The organism is Clostridium gallinarum (assembly GCF_014836325.1).
Taxonomy (GTDB): domain Bacteria; phylum Bacillota; class Clostridia; order Clostridiales; family Clostridiaceae; genus Clostridium; species Clostridium gallinarum.
Genome location: NZ_JACSQZ010000006.1, coordinates 74,840 through 91,813 on the forward strand (window position 1 = coordinate 74,840; position 16,974 = coordinate 91,813).

The 16,974-nt window shown below is 25.8% G+C and carries 17 protein-coding genes and 1 other annotated feature; of the genes, 9 read left to right on the top strand and 8 right to left on the bottom strand.

The window, feature by feature from the left end; genetic code table 11:
* Positions 1 to 5 precede the first annotated feature (5 nt).
* Entirely contained in the window at positions 6 to 1,514 is a 1,509-nt protein-coding gene (locus tag H9660_RS02750; protein WP_191748316.1) for a Ppx/GppA phosphatase family protein, read from the bottom strand.
* Positions 1,515 to 1,665: 151 nt separating this feature from the next.
* Positions 1,666 to 1,865 (top strand) — a binding site (T-box leader).
* Between the two features lie 92 nt (positions 1,866 to 1,957).
* Here H9660_RS02750 and argS point away from each other — a divergent pair.
* The gene (argS, locus tag H9660_RS02755; protein ID WP_191748318.1) at positions 1,958 to 3,649 is read left to right on the top strand and encodes an arginine--tRNA ligase; all 1,692 of its coding nucleotides are present in this window, start codon (positions 1,958 to 1,960) and stop codon (positions 3,647 to 3,649) included.
* A gap of 124 nt (positions 3,650 to 3,773) precedes the next feature.
* Positions 3,774 to 4,898, top strand: coding sequence for an AI-2E family transporter (locus H9660_RS02760; RefSeq protein WP_191748319.1), 1,125 nt, complete (start codon positions 3,774 to 3,776; stop codon positions 4,896 to 4,898).
* 173 nt (positions 4,899 to 5,071) lie between these two features.
* On the opposite strand, the gene H9660_RS02765 is transcribed toward H9660_RS02760, so the two are convergent.
* Genes H9660_RS02765 through H9660_RS02775 form a run of 3 tightly spaced genes read right to left on the bottom strand, consistent with a single transcriptional unit; the run spans position 5,072 to position 7,242 of the window.
* Positions 5,072 to 5,233 carry a FeoB-associated Cys-rich membrane protein gene (locus H9660_RS02765; RefSeq protein WP_191748321.1) on the bottom strand — a complete coding sequence of 54 codons (162 nt, stop codon included), beginning with the start codon at positions 5,231 to 5,233 and terminating at the stop codon, positions 5,072 to 5,074.
* 15 nt (positions 5,234 to 5,248) lie between these two features.
* On the bottom strand, positions 5,249 to 7,009 hold the full coding sequence (gene feoB / locus H9660_RS02770; RefSeq protein ID WP_191748323.1) for a ferrous iron transport protein B: 1,761 nt from the start codon (positions 7,007 to 7,009) through the stop codon (positions 5,249 to 5,251).
* An 11-nt stretch (positions 7,010 to 7,020) separates the two neighbouring features.
* Positions 7,021 to 7,242: a FeoA family protein gene (locus H9660_RS02775; protein WP_191748325.1), complete on the bottom strand. Its 222-nt coding sequence runs from the start codon at positions 7,240 to 7,242 to the stop codon at positions 7,021 to 7,023.
* 261 nt (positions 7,243 to 7,503) lie between these two features.
* On the opposite strand from H9660_RS02775, the gene H9660_RS02780 reads away from it, so the two are divergent.
* Positions 7,504 to 8,289 carry a ribonuclease H-like domain-containing protein gene (locus tag H9660_RS02780; RefSeq protein ID WP_191748327.1) on the top strand — a complete coding sequence of 262 codons (786 nt, stop codon included), beginning with the start codon at positions 7,504 to 7,506 and terminating at the stop codon, positions 8,287 to 8,289.
* Between the two features lie 66 nt (positions 8,290 to 8,355).
* Here the strand turns inward: H9660_RS02780 and H9660_RS02785 are convergent, their stop codons facing one another.
* On the bottom strand, positions 8,356 to 9,228 hold the full coding sequence (locus tag H9660_RS02785) for a ComEC/Rec2 family competence protein (protein WP_191748328.1): 873 nt from the start codon (positions 9,226 to 9,228) through the stop codon (positions 8,356 to 8,358).
* 144 nt (positions 9,229 to 9,372) lie between these two features.
* Here H9660_RS02785 and H9660_RS02790 point away from each other — a divergent pair, with 144 nt between their 5' ends.
* Entirely contained in the window at positions 9,373 to 10,080 is a 708-nt protein-coding gene (locus H9660_RS02790) for a lysophospholipid acyltransferase family protein (RefSeq protein ID WP_191748330.1), read from the top strand.
* Between the two features lie 273 nt (positions 10,081 to 10,353).
* Positions 10,354 to 12,102, top strand: a complete 1,749-nt coding sequence (locus H9660_RS02795) for a phosphoenolpyruvate carboxykinase (RefSeq protein ID WP_191748332.1) — start codon at positions 10,354 to 10,356, stop codon at positions 12,100 to 12,102.
* A 138-nt stretch (positions 12,103 to 12,240) separates the two neighbouring features.
* On the opposite strand, the gene H9660_RS02800 is transcribed toward H9660_RS02795, so the two are convergent.
* Positions 12,241 to 12,450 (bottom strand): DUF378 domain-containing protein, encoded by a 210-nt coding sequence (locus H9660_RS02800; protein ID WP_191748334.1) that lies wholly within the window; start codon positions 12,448 to 12,450, stop codon positions 12,241 to 12,243.
* Positions 12,451 to 12,512: 62 nt separating this feature from the next.
* Positions 12,513 to 12,980 carry an Lrp/AsnC ligand binding domain-containing protein gene (locus tag H9660_RS02805; protein WP_191748336.1) on the bottom strand — a complete coding sequence of 156 codons (468 nt, stop codon included), beginning with the start codon at positions 12,978 to 12,980 and terminating at the stop codon, positions 12,513 to 12,515.
* A 251-nt stretch (positions 12,981 to 13,231) separates the two neighbouring features.
* Here H9660_RS02805 and H9660_RS02810 point away from each other — a divergent pair, with 251 nt between their 5' ends.
* Positions 13,232 to 13,567, top strand: coding sequence for a hypothetical protein (locus H9660_RS02810; RefSeq protein WP_191748338.1), 336 nt, complete (start codon positions 13,232 to 13,234; stop codon positions 13,565 to 13,567).
* A 49-nt stretch (positions 13,568 to 13,616) separates the two neighbouring features.
* Here H9660_RS02810 and H9660_RS02815 read toward each other — a convergent pair whose 3' ends face one another.
* Positions 13,617 to 14,636, bottom strand: a complete 1,020-nt coding sequence (locus H9660_RS02815) for a histidinol phosphatase (RefSeq protein WP_191748340.1) — start codon at positions 14,634 to 14,636, stop codon at positions 13,617 to 13,619.
* A 122-nt stretch (positions 14,637 to 14,758) separates the two neighbouring features.
* On the opposite strand from H9660_RS02815, the gene H9660_RS02820 reads away from it, so the two are divergent.
* The 3 genes from H9660_RS02820 to wsfD all read left to right on the top strand — a co-directional run.
* Entirely contained in the window at positions 14,759 to 15,259 is a 501-nt protein-coding gene (locus H9660_RS02820; RefSeq protein ID WP_191748342.1) for a gamma carbonic anhydrase family protein, read from the top strand.
* A 14-nt stretch (positions 15,260 to 15,273) separates the two neighbouring features.
* Positions 15,274 to 16,116, top strand: coding sequence for a CvfB family protein (locus H9660_RS02825; protein ID WP_191748343.1), 843 nt, complete (start codon positions 15,274 to 15,276; stop codon positions 16,114 to 16,116).
* A gap of 188 nt (positions 16,117 to 16,304) precedes the next feature.
* Positions 16,305 to 16,974 (top strand): glycan biosynthesis hexose transferase WsfD (gene wsfD, locus H9660_RS02830; protein ID WP_479927579.1); only part of this gene is annotated, 670 nt, incomplete at its 3' end.

Consider the following 16,974-nt stretch of genomic DNA (forward strand, 5'->3'; position numbering starts at 1 on the left):
GTATTTTAATTTGATTTAATAATAAGATTTTTTCCATAGATTTCTTTGAATTTTTCACTTGCTCTTAAAGCTTGACTAATTTCGAAATCCACATTTATGTCAGAATAAACCGTTATAGTTACAGTCTCATCAGCTAATGTTACTTTAAAATCTTTAACAGCTCCAACTAAACTTCTATCTAGACCTTCAGCTATTTTTAATAAAACACCAATATACTTAATTGTTTTTAAATCTAACTGATTTATTATAGATGAAAAAGGTGCTATTGTAGTTTGATAGTTATTAAATCTATGTGAGGCAGCTATAGAAGCACTCATTAATAATTCTTTATGAGTTAATCCATTTATATTTGAGTTTAAAATCACATAGAAAGAATGTTTATGATGATTATAATAATTTATACTAATACCACAGTCGTGCAACATTGAAGATGTTTTTATAATGTTATAAAATTCATCTCCTAAGTGATGAAGAGGTTTTAAGGCATTAAATAAATTATATGTGATATTAAATACATTTTTAGCATGATTTTTATCTGAATTTAAAATATTCAGTATACCATCAATATTGTAATCTAATATATCTTCAGGAATATTATGATTTTCTTTAATATATTCATATATTAAGCCTTCTCTTAATCCTCTTGATGAAATAATTACTTTATTACACATAACAGTATTAACTATTTTCTTAAATATTGCTGTACCACCCACTATTATATCAGAAACTTCAGGTTCAATTCCTTCTAATTTTTCTCTTTGTTTAAAATTCTTACATTTTAATAAATTAAATATTTCTTGAACATCTATATCTGTTAGTTCATAGTTATGTGGTATTTCAAAAGGATATCTTTTCCTAGCTCTATCAATTTTCCCTATATTTCTAATGATAGAAGCTATGCCTATTATAGAGTCAAATTTTGTTTCTTTAAGCCAGTCAATATCATCTAAAAGAGATGATAGAGAATCAAAAGCGTTATTTAAATCTTGAGGTAATATTCTATCTTGTAAATTAAAATTATATGTAAAGTTTACGCTACCTAAAGGTAAAGTTACATTTTTAATTATTTTATCTCCTTGAACCCAAGCTAAGTGTGTATCAGTTCCAGCAACTTCTACCATTAGGGAATTTTCTACGTACATACTTCTTCTTATTCCTAAGAAGTTATAATATATTTCTTCTTCGCAGCTTAAAACTCTTATATCTATATTAAGTTCTTTTTTTATAAGAGGAAGAAGTAAATCCTTATTTTTAGCTTCTCTTAAGGATTCTGTTGCTACAGCAAATATTTTACTTGCTCCAGACACAGTACATAAAGATTTATAAGCCCTTAATGAAGTAAGTATAGTTTTGAAGTTTATATCACAAATTCCATAATCAGTAACTAAATCGTGACATAATCTAATTGATGTTTTTAATTCATCAATTATCTTAAAATATCCATTTTCATCAACCTCAGTTAACATAAGCCTAAGGGAACTTGGACCTATATCAATGACACCAATCCTATCCATAATAACTCCTTTAATAAATATATTTTGTGAAAAATAATTATTAATAATATTATAACATTTAAATTTATAATGTATAGATTGTACTATATATTTAAGGTTGACAATAAATCTTCTAGTTATGTATAATGTTGATATTGTAACAGAATAATAAATAAAATCTATGAAGAGAAGAGTACTGTATTTGATTCTTTCAGCGATTAAGGGATGGTGAGAGCCTTATAAGATAGAATATTAGGAAGAGAGCCTTGGAGATAGCTACTGAAATTAAGTAGGATAGTTCGTTTGCTGCGTTAAAGCATTGAGTGGCATTATTGCAATCAGAGTGGTACCGCGGATTTATTCGTCTCTTATATTTAAGAGGCGATTTTTTGTTATAAAAAATAATAAAATATATTTTATATTTAATTAAAAAAATATAAAAATTATAAATGAGGAGGATACAAATGGATTATAAGAAAAAAGTTGCTGAATTAATAAAACAACATGTTGATATGGATATTGAAAGTATAGAAAAATTAATTGAAATTCCACCTAAAAGTGAAATGGGAGATTTTGCATTTCCATGCTTTCAATTAGCAAAAGCATTTAGAAAAGCCCCTAATATGATATCAGAGGAGTTAAAAGGAAAATTAAATCCTGAAGGATTTGAAAAAATAATCAATGTTGGACCATATGTGAATTTCTTTGTTGATAAAAGTGAATTTACTAAAAATACTATTGAAAAAGTATTAAATGATGGAGAAAGTTATGGCTCAAGTAATATTGGAGAAGGTAAAACAGTATGTGTAGAATACTCATCTCCAAATATAGCAAAGCCTTTCCATGTAGGTCATTTATTTACTACTGCTATAGGTAATTCTTTATATAAATTATTTAAAAAAGAAGGTTATACTGTAGAAGGAATAAATCATTTAGGTGACTGGGGAACTCAATTTGGTAAGCTTATATCTGCTTATAAAAGATGGGGAAATGAAAAAGCTCTAGAAGAAAATGCTATTAATGAACTTTTAAGAATATATGTTAAATTCCATGATGAAGCAGAAAAAGATCCTGCCTTAGAAGATGAAGGAAGAGCATACTTTAAAGCCTTAGAAGATGGCGATAAGGATGTTGAGGCTTTATGGAAGAGATTTAGAGATCTAAGCTTAAAAGAATTTGAAAGAATATATGAAGTATTTGATGTTAAATTTGACTCATATGCTGGAGAAGCTTTCTACAATGATAAAATGGATGTAGTAGTTAATGAATTAAAAGAAAAGAATCTTTTAGTAGAAAGTAATGGTGCGCAAGTTGTTATGCTAGATGAATACAATATGCCACCTTGTATAGTTTTAAAAGGTGATGGAGCATCTATATATGCTACGAGAGATTTAGCAGCAGCTATGTATAGAAAGAAAACTTATGATTTCTATAAGAGCATTTATGTTGTTGGAACTCCTCAAGCACTACATTTTAAACAAGTATTTAAGGTATTAGAGCTTGCAGGACATGAATGGGCAAAGGATTGTGTTCACGTAGGATTTGGATTAGTTAAATTTGCAGACAGAAAGCTTTCAACAAGAAAGGGAGAAGTTATCTTATTAGATGATTTAATAAAGGAATCTGTAGATAAGACTTTAGAAATAATAAATGAAAAGAATCCAGAATTAGAAAATAAAGAAGAAGTTGCTAAGAAAATAGGCGTAGGTGCAATTGTATTTACTTATCTAAAGAACTCAAGAGAAAAAGATATAGTATTTGATTGGAAGGAAATGCTTTCATTTGAAGGAGAAACAGGTCCATACGTTCAATACTCATATGCTAGAGCAAATAGTATTTTAAATAGAGCAGGAGAGTTAAAAGGAGTTGCTGATTATTCTAAACTAGATTCTAAAGAAGAATTTGAATTAATTAAAGCTTTAGAAGGATTTGGAAAGCAAATACATCAAGCTACAGAGAAGTTAGAACCTTCTATTATAACAAGATATGCAATAGAAGTAGCTAAATTATTTAATAAATTCTACAATGCTCATTCTGTTCTAAATTTAGAAGATGAAGCTTTAAAAGAAGCTAGAATTAACTTAGTAAAAGCTACATGTCAAGTTATTAAGAACTCATTATCTTTAATAGGAATTGAAGTAGTAGAAAAAATGTAAAATATAAAAATATTAATATAATTAAAATAAAAAGGAAAGTATAGAGAGTTATAATTACATTAACTATTTATACTTTTCTTACTATAATTACTAAATTAAAGTTTTATGATTAAAGTAAAGGAGGATGAAGAATATTTTTAAAAATATTAAAAATAAAGATATATTAATAACTCTATTATTAGTTATCTTATTTGGGATTATTGGATATAAACTTATAGAAAATTATAATTATTTTTTTAATATTATAAAAAAATTATGGACATTATTATTACCTGTAGTTTATGGTTTTGTAATTGCATATATATTAAATCCGTTAGTGAAATTTATAAGGAAAAAGTTTAAGCTTAAAGAAGGAATATCTATTTTATATTCATATTTATTACTAACTGCACTAATAGTAATAGCATTTATATTTTTAATGCCAAATATGATTAATAGTTCCATAGATATCATATCAAATGTTCCAAGTTATATAAAGGAAGCTCAAGGTTGGATAGATAATATTTTAAACAATAAGGCTATTCATGAAATTATAATAAATACAGGAACTATGCAAAATGTAAATGAGCTTATAACCCAATTTGGAAGTATGGCTGTTACCATTTTGGAAGGAGCATTAGGTTATGTATTTGCTTTTTCAAGTCAATTAGTAAAAATATTTTTAGGATTATTAATATCAATTTATGTGTTGATTGACAAGGATAGAATTATAAGAGAAAGTAAAAAAATAACTTTTCTAATTCTTAAGGAAGAAAAGGCAAAAAAAATAATTGAAGCTGTAAGAATTTATCATAGTATGATTGGAGCATATATAGGAATAAAAGCTATAGACTCAGCAATTATAGGAACTATGGCATTAATATTATTAGCTATAGTGAAATCTGAATATGCTTTTTTACTAGCAATAATAGTTGGTGTAACTAATATGATACCTTACTTTGGTCCGTTAGTAGGTGAAATAATTGGATTTTTATTTAATGTTTTTGTTTCTCCAACTAAGGGGATTATTGTCTTTTTAGTTTTACTAGCTCTTCAATTATTTGATGGTTGGTACTTAGATCCTAAACTTATAGGGGATAAGGTAGGAGTTAGGGCATTAGTAATAATAGTAGCTGTAATAATAGGTGGAGGTTTTTTTGGACCAATTGGAATGCTATTAGCTTCTCCTACAGCAGCAACTATAAAAATATATTATGAAAGATTAATGATTAAAAATCATGATATTATAAAAAACGCAGAAAAAAATTAAGAAGGCTTTAATAGCCTTCTTAATTTTTAAATATATAGGAAAGGATAAATAGTTATCACCTATTATTAACTATTTATCCTTTCCTTCCTTTAGTTTGTAAAGAGATAAACATTGTATGACGGCGACTTGGAGCGCATGCGACGGAGCAAGGAATATAATGTTTATCTCTTATTTTATTTCTTTTCTATCTTAAGTGTAGTTTCTTTTTCTTCATACATTGGGCAATGGTTAGAACAACTTCCGCAATTACAGCCACCTTTAGAAGACTTACGGACAGTTTTGAAAATTACATAGGCTGCAAAAGCAACTATAATAAGTGTAATTAATATTTCCATTATAACACCTTCTTTTTATAATATTAAATTAGCTATATGATAAACAGCAAATGAAACTACCCAAGCTAAAATTAATTGATAAGTTATTGAAAATAAAGTGAATTTAGTTCCATATTCTTTTTTCATTGCACCAATAACTGATATACAAGGAGTATATAAAAGTACAAAGACTAAAAATGATATAGCAGATGCTGCTGTAAAATAAAGTGGAAGAGTAGCAGTTAGATCACCAGCAAATATAACTCCCATAGATGATACAACAGTTTCTTTAGCTAAAAGACCTGTTAATAATGAAACAGAACTTTGCCAATTACCAAAACCTAATGGTTTTAATATAGGTGCTATAAAGTTTCCTATTGTAGCTAATATACTATCATTTACATCAACCATTCCACTAAAACTAAAGTTTGATAAGAACCAAATAACTACGCTCATAGAAAATATAATTGTTCCAGCTTTAATTAAAAAACTTTTTGCTTTTTCTAAAATTTGTTTTGATACATTTTTAAATGAAGGTAGCTTATATTCAGGAAGTTCAATGATAAATGGCTCTTCATCCTTTTTAAATAAAGTATTCTTAAATATTATTCCTAAAATAAAGGCTAATATTACACCAAGTAAATAAAGTAATGCAACAACTAGTCCAGTGTAATTAGGAAAAAATACTGCTGCAAAAATTGCATAAACAGGTAATCTTGCATTACAACTCATTAGTGGAACTAATAAAGCTGTAAGCTTTCTATCTTTTTCACTTTCTAATGTTCTTGCAGACATAATAGCAGGAACTGTACATCCAAATCCAACTATCATTGGTATAAAGGCTTTACCAGAAAGGCCCATTTTCCTCATTAGTTTGTCCATAATAAAAGCTACTCTTGACATGTAACCACTATCTTCAAGAATTGATATACAAGCAAATAGTACTAATATTATAGGTAGCAGTACTAAAATTCCACCTACACCTGCTACAATACCATCAACAATAAGTGATTGAAACCATGGTGATGTATTTGATAATAAATTTGTTAATAAAGGTAGTAAATTATCGTTTAATAATCCATCTAACCAATCAGAAATAGGTTGTCCTATCCAAGAAAAAGTTATTTGAAACATTAAAGCCATACTTAATATGAATAATGGATAGGCTAACCAAGGATTTAAAAGAATATTATCTATTTTATCTTTGAAAGTACTTTTATTAATATCCATAGTCTTATTACATTTTTTTAGTATATCTTCTATATATTCGTAAGTTTCTTTTTCGTTTTTAAAGTTATAGTTATTAGAATCTACTTTTAGGAATTGTTCATTAGTCGTTAATATATTTTTTATTTCATCTATTCCTTTACCCTTAGATGCAACAATTGGAATAACAATTACATTTAGAAGTTTTGAAAGTTTATTAAAATCTAAGTTAATTCCTTTTTTTTCAGCTACATCTATCATATTAACGGCTAAAATTATAGGCTTATTAAATTGTTTTAATTGAGTTGTTAAGTATAAATTTCTATCTATATTAGAGGCGTCTATTATATTTAAAATAATATCTACTTCTTCATTTTCTAAAAATGATTTTGATATTTTTTCTTCGTTAGAAAAAGTATCCATTGCATATATTCCAGGTAAATCAACAATTTTTACATCTTCAAAAAAACCTTCTTTTTTATCAACTGTAACCCCAGCCCAATTTCCAATTCTTTGATTGGAGCCTGTTAGTAAGTTAAATAGTGTGGTCTTTCCTACATTCGGATTACCGAGTAACGCTACTGTTTTCATTGTAATTCCTCCTAAACTGCTAAAAATATGTTTTTAGCATCCTTTTTCCTAATAGCTAAATCAAATCCTCTTAGATTAATTATTATTGGATCACCTAGAGGAGCTACTCTTTTAAGTTCTATTTCAGTTCCTTCAATGCATCCAAGTGCAAGTAATCTTTTAGCAAGCTTTTCATCTCCACTAATTTCTTTAATTATTGCTTTTTCACCTAAATTTAAATCACATAGACTCATTTTATTCACCTCGTATTGAAAATCATTATCATATATTAATAATAACAAAGTGTTAAAAAATAGTCAATAGAGTTGTTGAGAATAATTACCAATGATTTTAATTTTTTGAATATTGAACATAAATATAATTACATAATATTATAGAAGTATATATAATTATATTTTTAATTTATTTCTATATTCGTATAAAAGGTGATATAATATTATAAGATAATTTTAGGAATTAAAAGGTGATAATTATAAGGAAGAAAGAGTGGTAATGTGATTATTAGAGAAAATATAATAGAAGTAAATTCTTTAGATAGGGAATTTATGTTAAAAACCAAGGATATCAACAGGCCACCAGAAGAACTTATATTTTTTGACTTAGAACATTATGTTTATAAAAAGCCAAAATGCATAGGTGTTTTTGGAGCTTGTATTTTTGAAAATAATAAATTAATTGTAACTCAATATATGATTGAAAATAAATATGAATCAGTGCAAATATTGGAGTTGGCTAAAAAGTATTTTCTAAGAATGAAAAATAAGGGGAAAAAGGCTATTGTTACTTTTTCTGGTAATAATGATTATACTGTAATTAATTATTTATTTAAAAAGTATGGAATAGATTTTAATTTTTCAAGAGAATTTCAGGATATTGACATTCAAAGAGAATATGAAAAAATAATGAAGCATTCAATAGGATTAAAAAATTTAGAAAAAGATTTTAATATTCATAGAGAAGGTGAAGTTATTAGTGGATCTAATCTTGCTAAAACCTTTAATAAAGTATTAAAAGATAAAGACTATATATTAAGAATGCCAAAAGAAAAGATAGAAACTATATTATTATATAATGAACAAGATGTTACAAATTTATATAATATATATATGCTTTGGAATGCATATATTAAGTATGAAGTGGATGGATTAAATAAACCTCATGAAGGAAATAAAAAAGATAAGTTAAATGAAGAACTTATAAGCACTGATAATTCTGAAAAAGAAGAGTTAAATAGCATAGTTTTGGATGATGAGGAAAATTTACTAGAAGAAGTTGAATAGATTTATATTAATTTAAGAAGTATATTCTTAAATGATAGATGCTCCTAAATCATTTAGGAGCATCTATCATTTATTAGAATATTTTATAGAAGTTCCATCTGATGAAATAATTATAGATTTATTTTTATCAGTTCTAAATATGGTAGTACTTTTCAATTTTTCTAATGTATCTTTAGTTGGATGTCCATAAGTATTATTTTTTCCTACTGAAATTACTGAAATTTTAGGATTTACAGCCTTTAAAAATTCTAAGCTAGATGAAGTGGAAGAACCATGATGGCCTACTTTTAATACATCAGATTTTAAATTTGAATATCTAGAGATAACTTCTTTTTCAATTTCCGTTTCTGCATCTCCAGTAAATAAAAAAGAAGTATTCCCATAAGTAATTTTAATTATGGGTGAATAATTATTTAAATTATCATAACTATCTAAATTAGGGGAAAAAACTTCGACTAAGGTGTTACTCCCTAAGTCTATAGTTTTATTATTTGATTTTAAAATTTTTAGTTTTAAGTTTTTTCTTGTAAGGGATTCTACCATATTTTCAAAGGATACGGTATCAGTAGTAATTTTAGGAGTATAAAAGCTTAATACTTTATAATTATTGATTATATAATCCATGTTTCCTATATGATCCTCATGAGGATGAGTTGCAATTATATAATCAAATTGTGGAATATATAATGAATCTAGATACTCAGTTAATTTTTCTTTTTCACTTTTGGGACCAGAATCAATAAGTAAATTTTTCGAGTTAACTTGAACTAGAATAGCATCACCTTGGCCAACATCTATAAAATGAACGTTTATTTCTCTTGGATTAGGAGTGGATTTATTATAATTTAAAAGTGATTTAAATAGAAAAATACTGATTAAGGTTAGTAGTATTAGAAGTGAATTTTGAAGTTTTTTTATTAACTTATGTTTCTTTATCATAAACTCTCCTATAGACTAAAAGTATATCTTAAAATATATTTAATATATATAATTATAGACAGTAAATAATAAAAATATAATTGAAGAAAAAAATAATAAACTTTATAATAAGATAATATAAATAAATATAGGTGGTGAAGAAGTATGAAGATTTATAAAATAATTCATTATGGATTATATATGTTATTCATGCAATTTAAAGCAATTAAGCGATGGTATATAGAAAAAACTAAAGGTGAAAGAGCTGCTATAGAGTATAGTGGAAAGGTTGGGGAAGATTGGGCTAGATATACAATACATAAAGCTTTAGAAATGAATGTTACTGTAATTGGGAAAGAGAATATTCCTAATGAACCTTGTTGTTATATAGGCAATCATACAAGTATTTTGGATATACCATTATTAATAGATTCTGTAGGAAAGTGTATGGGATTTGTAGCTAAAAAGGAAATGGTGAAGGTTCCGATTTTAGGATATTGGATGAAAAAATATAATTGTGTTCCATTAGATAGGGAAAATGCAAGAGAAGCTATAAAGGTTATAAGAGAAGGTTCAGAAAATATAAAGAAAGGTTATAGTATGGCTATTTTTCCTGAAGGAACTAGAAGCAAGGATGGAAAGATAAAAGACTTTAAAAAAGGAAGTTTAAAGCTGGCAACTATGGCTAAGGCACCAATAGTTCCTGTTTCAATAGATGGAGCTTATAGAGCCTATGAAATAGATGGTAAGTTTAAACCAATAGATATAACAGTAACATTTGGAGAACCTATTTATACCGATAAATTAAGTAGAGAAGAAGAAAAAGAATTAATGGAAAAAATAAGAGGAATTGTAGCCCAAAATTTAAATTAGAAGAAAAAGGAATTGTAAAACATAAAAATATTTTACAATTCCTTTTTAGTTTTATAAAATCATAAAATTTAATATATTTATTAAATTTGTAAAATATTATAACCAAAATAGAATGATTACGTTTACTTTTAATGGGAATATTATGAATTTGTAAAAAGTGCAAAAAATGAAAAATCATTATTTAAAAACTTGCATAATATGTGTTATAATATAAAAAAAATATGAGAAAATGAAATTTTTGATAAACATGCATTTCAAAAAGGGGGCAAATTAATGAGAAAAGAATTTTCTATAAGTAATGATAAGGTAATAATAAATTTTACAGCTAAATATTGTAGTACATTTGAAGCTTTAGTTGAGAGTGAAGGATTTATAAGGGTATTACAAACTTACTTAAAAAAATCTAAAAGAAAAGTTACTTTAAGTTGGAGATATTTAAGAGCTGAATTAAAAACAGATGATATATATGAAATAGCAAATATATTGGCAAAAATATTTAAATATTGTACTGTTATGAATGTTGATGAAATTGTTGAGGCTAATCCATCATATAAAGATTTATTCTCAGATAAGGACAAGTTTATTGCATTTATAGAAGATTTATATTTATTCTGGAGAAGATTAGAAAGATATACTATTATTCATAGTAATAAGCTTCAAGATGGATTATCAGCAGTTAGTTTTACACAAGTAAATTCATCATTATCAAATTTAATATTAAAGTTATATAGAAAAGTAGAAAAGAATGTTTTAGGATATAAGCCTAATGTATTTAGACAAATACCTGTTGGGGGAAATGCTTCTATAATAATTAATAAGGTTTTATGGCCATTACCAAAAGGATATGAAGCTTTAGAAGACATAGAATTTATAGATAGTATTTTATTAGAATCTCCATTTATAACTTATCCTAAGAAGAATACAAGAAGTGGTATGTTTAGTGAAGTGACTAGCAATCCAATAGCACATGCATCTTTAAATAAAGATCACTGGTTCTGTTATCCAGCAAAAGTTGGTGAATTAATTGCGTTTATTTATTTCCATAGAGATTTTATGCAACATGGAATAACATTATGTAACTTATTTGAAATGGCAAGATTAGAAGAGTATAGAGGCAAGAAACCAGATTTAGTTTATGTATTTGGAGCAAAGGATTCTGAAGGAGATAAAAAGACAGTATTCTATGATGATAAAGATAATGATATAATGGTTGGTTATGTAAATCATTCAGAGGAAATAGATTATTTTGGTTACATGAAGAAAATGACATTAACTCTTCATAACTTAGTTATGATAAAAAGAGGATATTTACCTATTCATGGAGCCATGGTTAATATAGAACTTAAGGATGGAAAAACTGCTAATGTAGTAATAATGGGAGATAGTGGTGCTGGTAAATCTGAAAGTTTAGAAGCCTTTAGAACTTTAAGTGAAGATTATATAAGCAATATGACAATAATCTTTGATGATATGGGTACATTTAAAGAAGTAGATGGTAAAATATATGGATATGGAACTGAAATAGGTGCCTTTGTAAGATTAGATGACTTAGATCAAGGATATGCATTTAAGGAAATTGATAGAAGTATATTTATGAATCCAGATAAGATAAATGCAAGATTAGTTATGCCTGTTGCACCATATAAAGAAATTGTTAAGGGATATGAAGTTGATTTATTCTTATATGCTAATAACTATACTGAAGTTAAAGATGGTGAAAACTCAATTGAATACTTTAAAAATCCAAAAGATGCAATAAAAGTGTTTAAATCAGGAGCTAGAATGGCTAAGGGTACAACTTCAGAAAAGGGATTAGTTGAAAGTTTCTTTGCAAATCCATTTGGACCAGCTCAAAAACAAGAAGAAACTAATATTTTAATTGAAAGATATTTTGATGCTATGTTTAAAGGTACTGTGAAGGTTGGACAAATAAAAACTTGCTTAGCGTTAGAGGGACAAGAAAAAGATGGTCCTAGAAATGCAGCAATAGAATTGTTTGATATAATTAAAAATTTGAAATAAATATTTAAATATTAAAAGGAGCTGCATCACTAAAGAATTAGTGAATAGCTCCTTAGTTGTATAATGTATAAATTAAATTATATTAATTATACATTATTCACATTTCATTTTTATTGTAAATATAGTTAATCTATAAAATTAATCATTGTAACTAGCATATTTACTTTTTGCAAAAAATGAAATTGAATATAATCCTGCTATACCAACTAGAGCATAAATGATTCTTTCTAGTGCAGGCATAGAACCAAATAAACCGTTAACTAAGTTGTATTGGAAAAATCCAATTAAACCCCAATTAACAGCTCCAACTATAACTAAGATAAGAACAATTGAATCTAATACTTTCATAATTTAGCCTCCCTTAAAAAAGATTCTAAATATAGTCTAACCTAAGGGATATAAATTATTCATTAGATTGAAATATTTCTATCAACACGTTGATCTAAAGAAATAATAGTATCAGTTCTTTGAACACCATTAATAACATTGATTTTATTCAATAGTATATCTTGAAGATTAGAAATATTTTTACATACAACTTTAGCTAAAATTGAATAATTACCAGTAGTTAAATGAACTTCTACAACTTCTTTAATCTTTGATAATTCTTCAAAAACTGAATCGAAGGAAGAAGTTTTATCTACATATATTCCAACGAAGCAACATACATCATAACCAAGCTTAGGTAAATTTAAAAGTATTCTTGTGCCTTTTATTATACCAAGTTCTTCCATTTTTTTCATTCTAACGTGTATAGTTCCACCACTTACATGGCATATTCTTGCTATTTCTAAGTAAGGAGTTCTACAATCTTTTATTAAAAGTTCTAATATTTGTAAATCTAATTCATCTAATTGATAGCTTATATTTAAGCTCATAAGGCCACCTCGTTTTAACATTTTATAATTTCTTACTATATTCTATCAAATAATTAATTAAAATAGAAGGGAAATATAATAGAATTAATAAAAATACTATAAATTATTAATGTTTTTTTAATTTTTAAACTATTGAATTAATAAAATTTGTTTATAGAGTAAGTTACAAATAATTAAATTTATATATCTTGAAAATATATACTATTTCTTTTAATATATAATATAGAGTCTTTAAAAGGAGGAATTGTACCATGGGCAACATATTATCTATTATTTTATATTTTGTAATAGTATTAGCAGTAATGTTTTTTGCATTTACATTAGGTAGAAAATATATATTTTCTAAAGTAAAGATAAACAAATGGATACCACTAGCAATAGCAGTTGTTTTATTTATACTACAAGTTATTGTGAAAAGTCAAAATGTACTTGTAAACATGATATTTCCAATAGTTACAGTATGGTTCTTTATGTGGTTTATTGATATTCAAAGTACAGGTGGACCTAAGAAAAAAGAGAAAAAAATTGAAATTAGACCTAAGGCTAAACCAAATAGAGTAAAACATATGCAAAATCAAAAGAAATAAAGATGTTTAAAGGGGTGTCATTAGACATCCCTTTATTGCAAATATAATTTTAAAAATGATTATGATTTATAAATATTGGAGAACTAAAAGTTATTTTGTTGTTATCTTGAATTAACTTAATAGTATACCAACTTTCATCATCATCTTTCTTATGCTCATATAAATATTTAATACTATTTAAGTTTATGTTTTCAATAGTTCTTATTATCTTACCTTTATTACTTATTATTTGGATTTCTCTTATTTTATATTTCATATCTTCAGCAAAAATCATAAATCTAAGTTTATCAGATAGTATACTGATTTCTTCACCCATAAAGTCATCATTTATAGTAAAATAAAATTTAAGGTATCTAGATTCAGTAGAGTAAGTACGCCTTTCTCTAAAGGCTGAAATTATATTATCAGTTGAAAGATTATTACAAATACATACAGTGAGATTTTCAGAATTGTTAATTGCAAGTTTATTTAGATTTTCTCCATTAATTGCTCCAAGAAGCCAACCTTCATCAAGTAAGTTATAATAATACTTATCGTAATTTCCATTCTTAGTATCATAAGAATATCCACCTACTTCTATTGAAGTAATTATTTTATTTAAAATTTCATTATAGGGTATAATGCTTTTATTTTTATGAGGATGTGTAATTGATATAAAAGAATCTGGATGATTAAGCATCCATAAAGTTAAAATGCGTAAATCTCTAATTTCGCTACTGAAAAAATTGTTTGTATTTATTATGTTTAAATCTCCATAATAATTTGTTTTACATTTAAACCCAACTAAAGGAATAAAATCACTGTATTTTTTCCTTATCCTTGCTGAATAAATTCTTTCAGCTTGAAATTTTGAATGAGTATTTTCTTTAATATATATTTCTTCTGAAAGATAGTAATTATAATCAGTAGCAAATAAAAAATTTAATCCTGATTTATAAGCATATTCATAAGCCTCTATGGGAGAAACTTTGCCAATAGAGTAAGTTGTAGAATAATTAGAAATTCCATAATAATATTTTAGATTAGATTTATCAAAATTAGTTATATTGTTAATACTTTTTCTACCCAAAATAAGCTCCTTAATAAATTATTACATATCTATATATAGTATTTAACAAGTATAAATAATGACAATAATATTAATGAGTGATAAAATAACTTTAGATGTAAATTAATTTGGAGGGTATTAAGATGATTTTAGAGTTTAATGGAATTAAACCAACTATAGATAAAACTTGCTATATTTCGGAAAGTGTTGATATAATAGGAGACGTTGTTATTGAAAAAAACGCTAATATTTGGTTTGGAACTACTATAAGAGGAGATATGAGTAAAATTCATATTGGAGAAAATACTAATATTCAAGAAAATTCTGTTGTTCATGTAGATTTTGACTATGAAACTAATATAGGAAAAAATGTAACTATAGGACATAGAGCAATTATACATGGATGCGAAATCTCAGATAATGTTTTAATTGGTATGGGTTCAATAATATTAAATGGAGCTAAAATAGGTGAAAATAGTATTGTAGGAGCCGGATCATTAGTAACTCAAAATAAAGTCTTTGAAGATGGGGTCCTTATTATGGGTAGTCCAGCTAAGATTGTAAGAAAACTTACAGAGGAAGAAATTAAAAGTATAGAACAATCTTCAAAAAATTATGTGGAAATTAGCAAAAAATATTTATAAAATCAGGAGGCATAATGATTAACATAGGAAATTATAACATTTTAGAAGTAAAGAGAGAAAAGGATTTTGGATATTATTTAAGTGATGGTGGAAAGCTTGACGTTTTACTACCTAAATCCATGACTGAAGGTAAAAACATAAGTGTAGGTGATAAATTAGAAGTCTTTGTTTACAGAGATTCAAAGGATAGACCTATTGCAACCTTTAAAAAGCCTTTAGTAAAGGTTGGAGAAGTAGGATATTTAAAAGTAGTTTTCCAAACAGATTTTGGTGCATTTGTTGACTTTGGATTAGATAGAGATATATTTGTACCTATAAAAGAACAAAGATTTAAACTTCATACAGGAAGTAAATATTTATTTTATGTATATTTAGATAAAACTGATAGATTAGCAGCTACTACAGAAGTAGATGATTACATATTAAATGCTTTAGAAGAAGGTAAAGAATACAAAGTTGGAGATGAAGTAGTAGCACAAGTTTATGGTAGAACAGAAGGTGGAACTGTCCATGTTGCAATTGATGGCATGTATAAAGGACTAATTTTACCTAATGAATATTATATGGATATATATCCAGGAACAGAAATGAAGCTTAGAGTAAAAAGATTATATGAAGATGGTATTGTAGGATTAACTCCTAGAAAAACTAGATTAAATGAAAGAGAAAAAATTCAAGAAGATATATTAAAATATTTAAAGAAAAATGGTGGATTTATGCACTTTAATGATAAATCTAAGCCAGAGGATATTAAAGCAACATTTAATACAAGTAAAAATTACTTCAAAATGGCTTTAGGCGGATTAATGAAGGCAGGAATAATAGTTCAAGAAAAAGAAGGAACTAGATTAAAATAATAAAGAGTATATGAAATAGGAGTATCAATGATAATAATCATTGATACTCCTATTTTATTTTTAATTAGTACATTTAATACTTTATTTAAGAGAATTTCAATTGAATATTTATCATTAAGAAAATTGTATATAATAATTGTATTTTGAATAAAATAAAGAATAAAAACAATTTTTTTTAGGGGAATATGATGAAAAAAGCATTTAAAATTTTTAATTATAATATATTATCAGTAAGTTTATTTTTGTTAATAAGTATAGCAACTTTATTTATACCTCCAATTATAGGTATGGCTGATAATGGAGAGTTTTATAATATAATTAGTGAAAATGATTTATATTATTTATCTAACAATGAAGATGAAATATATTTTGGATATTTTAATAAGGATTATGGAATATTTAAATATAATAATGAAATAGAAAAAAATTTAATATCAACTCAATCAATATTTATAAGAATTGCAGTATTTATAGATAAGCTTATAACTAAGGATTATATTTTTGATATTAGGATATTAGGATTTATATACATGATAATCTCTAGTTTTGGTATATATTTTTTAACAAAGGCTCTTACAAAGGAGATTTCTAATACAAAGTATAAAATTTTAATGATTTTATTTATAAATATTATATTTGCAGATACAGCTTATTTGTCTTATTATAATTCTTTTTATGAAGAAGGAACTTCTATAAGCTGCTTTCTTTTTAGCATGGGAATTCTTTTATATATGTGTAAATACAATAAATTTAATATTTATAATATGAGTTTATTTGGTTTTTTTATATGTTCATTAATGGGTGTTAAAGAAAATTTATTATTAATAGGAGTGTTATCAAGTTTATTAGTATTAAAGA

Coding starts and splice junctions, on each gene's coding strand:
- H9660_RS02750 (WP_191748316.1), bottom strand. CDS start 1,514: ATGGATAGGATTGGTGTCATTGATATAGGTCCAAGTTCCCTTAGGCTT.
- H9660_RS02790 (WP_191748330.1), top strand. CDS start 9,373: ATGAAGATTTATAAAATAATTCATTATGGATTATATATGTTATTCATG.
- H9660_RS02760 (WP_191748319.1), top strand. CDS start 3,774: ATGAAGAATATTTTTAAAAATATTAAAAATAAAGATATATTAATAACT.
- H9660_RS02795 (WP_191748332.1), top strand. CDS start 10,354: ATGAGAAAAGAATTTTCTATAAGTAATGATAAGGTAATAATAAATTTT.
- H9660_RS02820 (WP_191748342.1), top strand. CDS start 14,759: ATGATTTTAGAGTTTAATGGAATTAAACCAACTATAGATAAAACTTGC.
- argS (WP_191748318.1), top strand. CDS start 1,958: ATGGATTATAAGAAAAAAGTTGCTGAATTAATAAAACAACATGTTGAT.
- H9660_RS02805 (WP_191748336.1), bottom strand. CDS start 12,980: ATGAGCTTAAATATAAGCTATCAATTAGATGAATTAGATTTACAAATA.
- H9660_RS02800 (WP_191748334.1), bottom strand. CDS start 12,450: ATGAAAGTATTAGATTCAATTGTTCTTATCTTAGTTATAGTTGGAGCT.
- feoB (WP_191748323.1), bottom strand. CDS start 7,009: ATGAAAACAGTAGCGTTACTCGGTAATCCGAATGTAGGAAAGACCACA.
- H9660_RS02775 (WP_191748325.1), bottom strand. CDS start 7,242: ATGAGTCTATGTGATTTAAATTTAGGTGAAAAAGCAATAATTAAAGAA.
- H9660_RS02810 (WP_191748338.1), top strand. CDS start 13,232: ATGGGCAACATATTATCTATTATTTTATATTTTGTAATAGTATTAGCA.
- H9660_RS02825 (WP_191748343.1), top strand. CDS start 15,274: ATGATTAACATAGGAAATTATAACATTTTAGAAGTAAAGAGAGAAAAG.
- H9660_RS02785 (WP_191748328.1), bottom strand. CDS start 9,228: ATGATAAAGAAACATAAGTTAATAAAAAAACTTCAAAATTCACTTCTA.
- H9660_RS02765 (WP_191748321.1), bottom strand. CDS start 5,233: ATGGAAATATTAATTACACTTATTATAGTTGCTTTTGCAGCCTATGTA.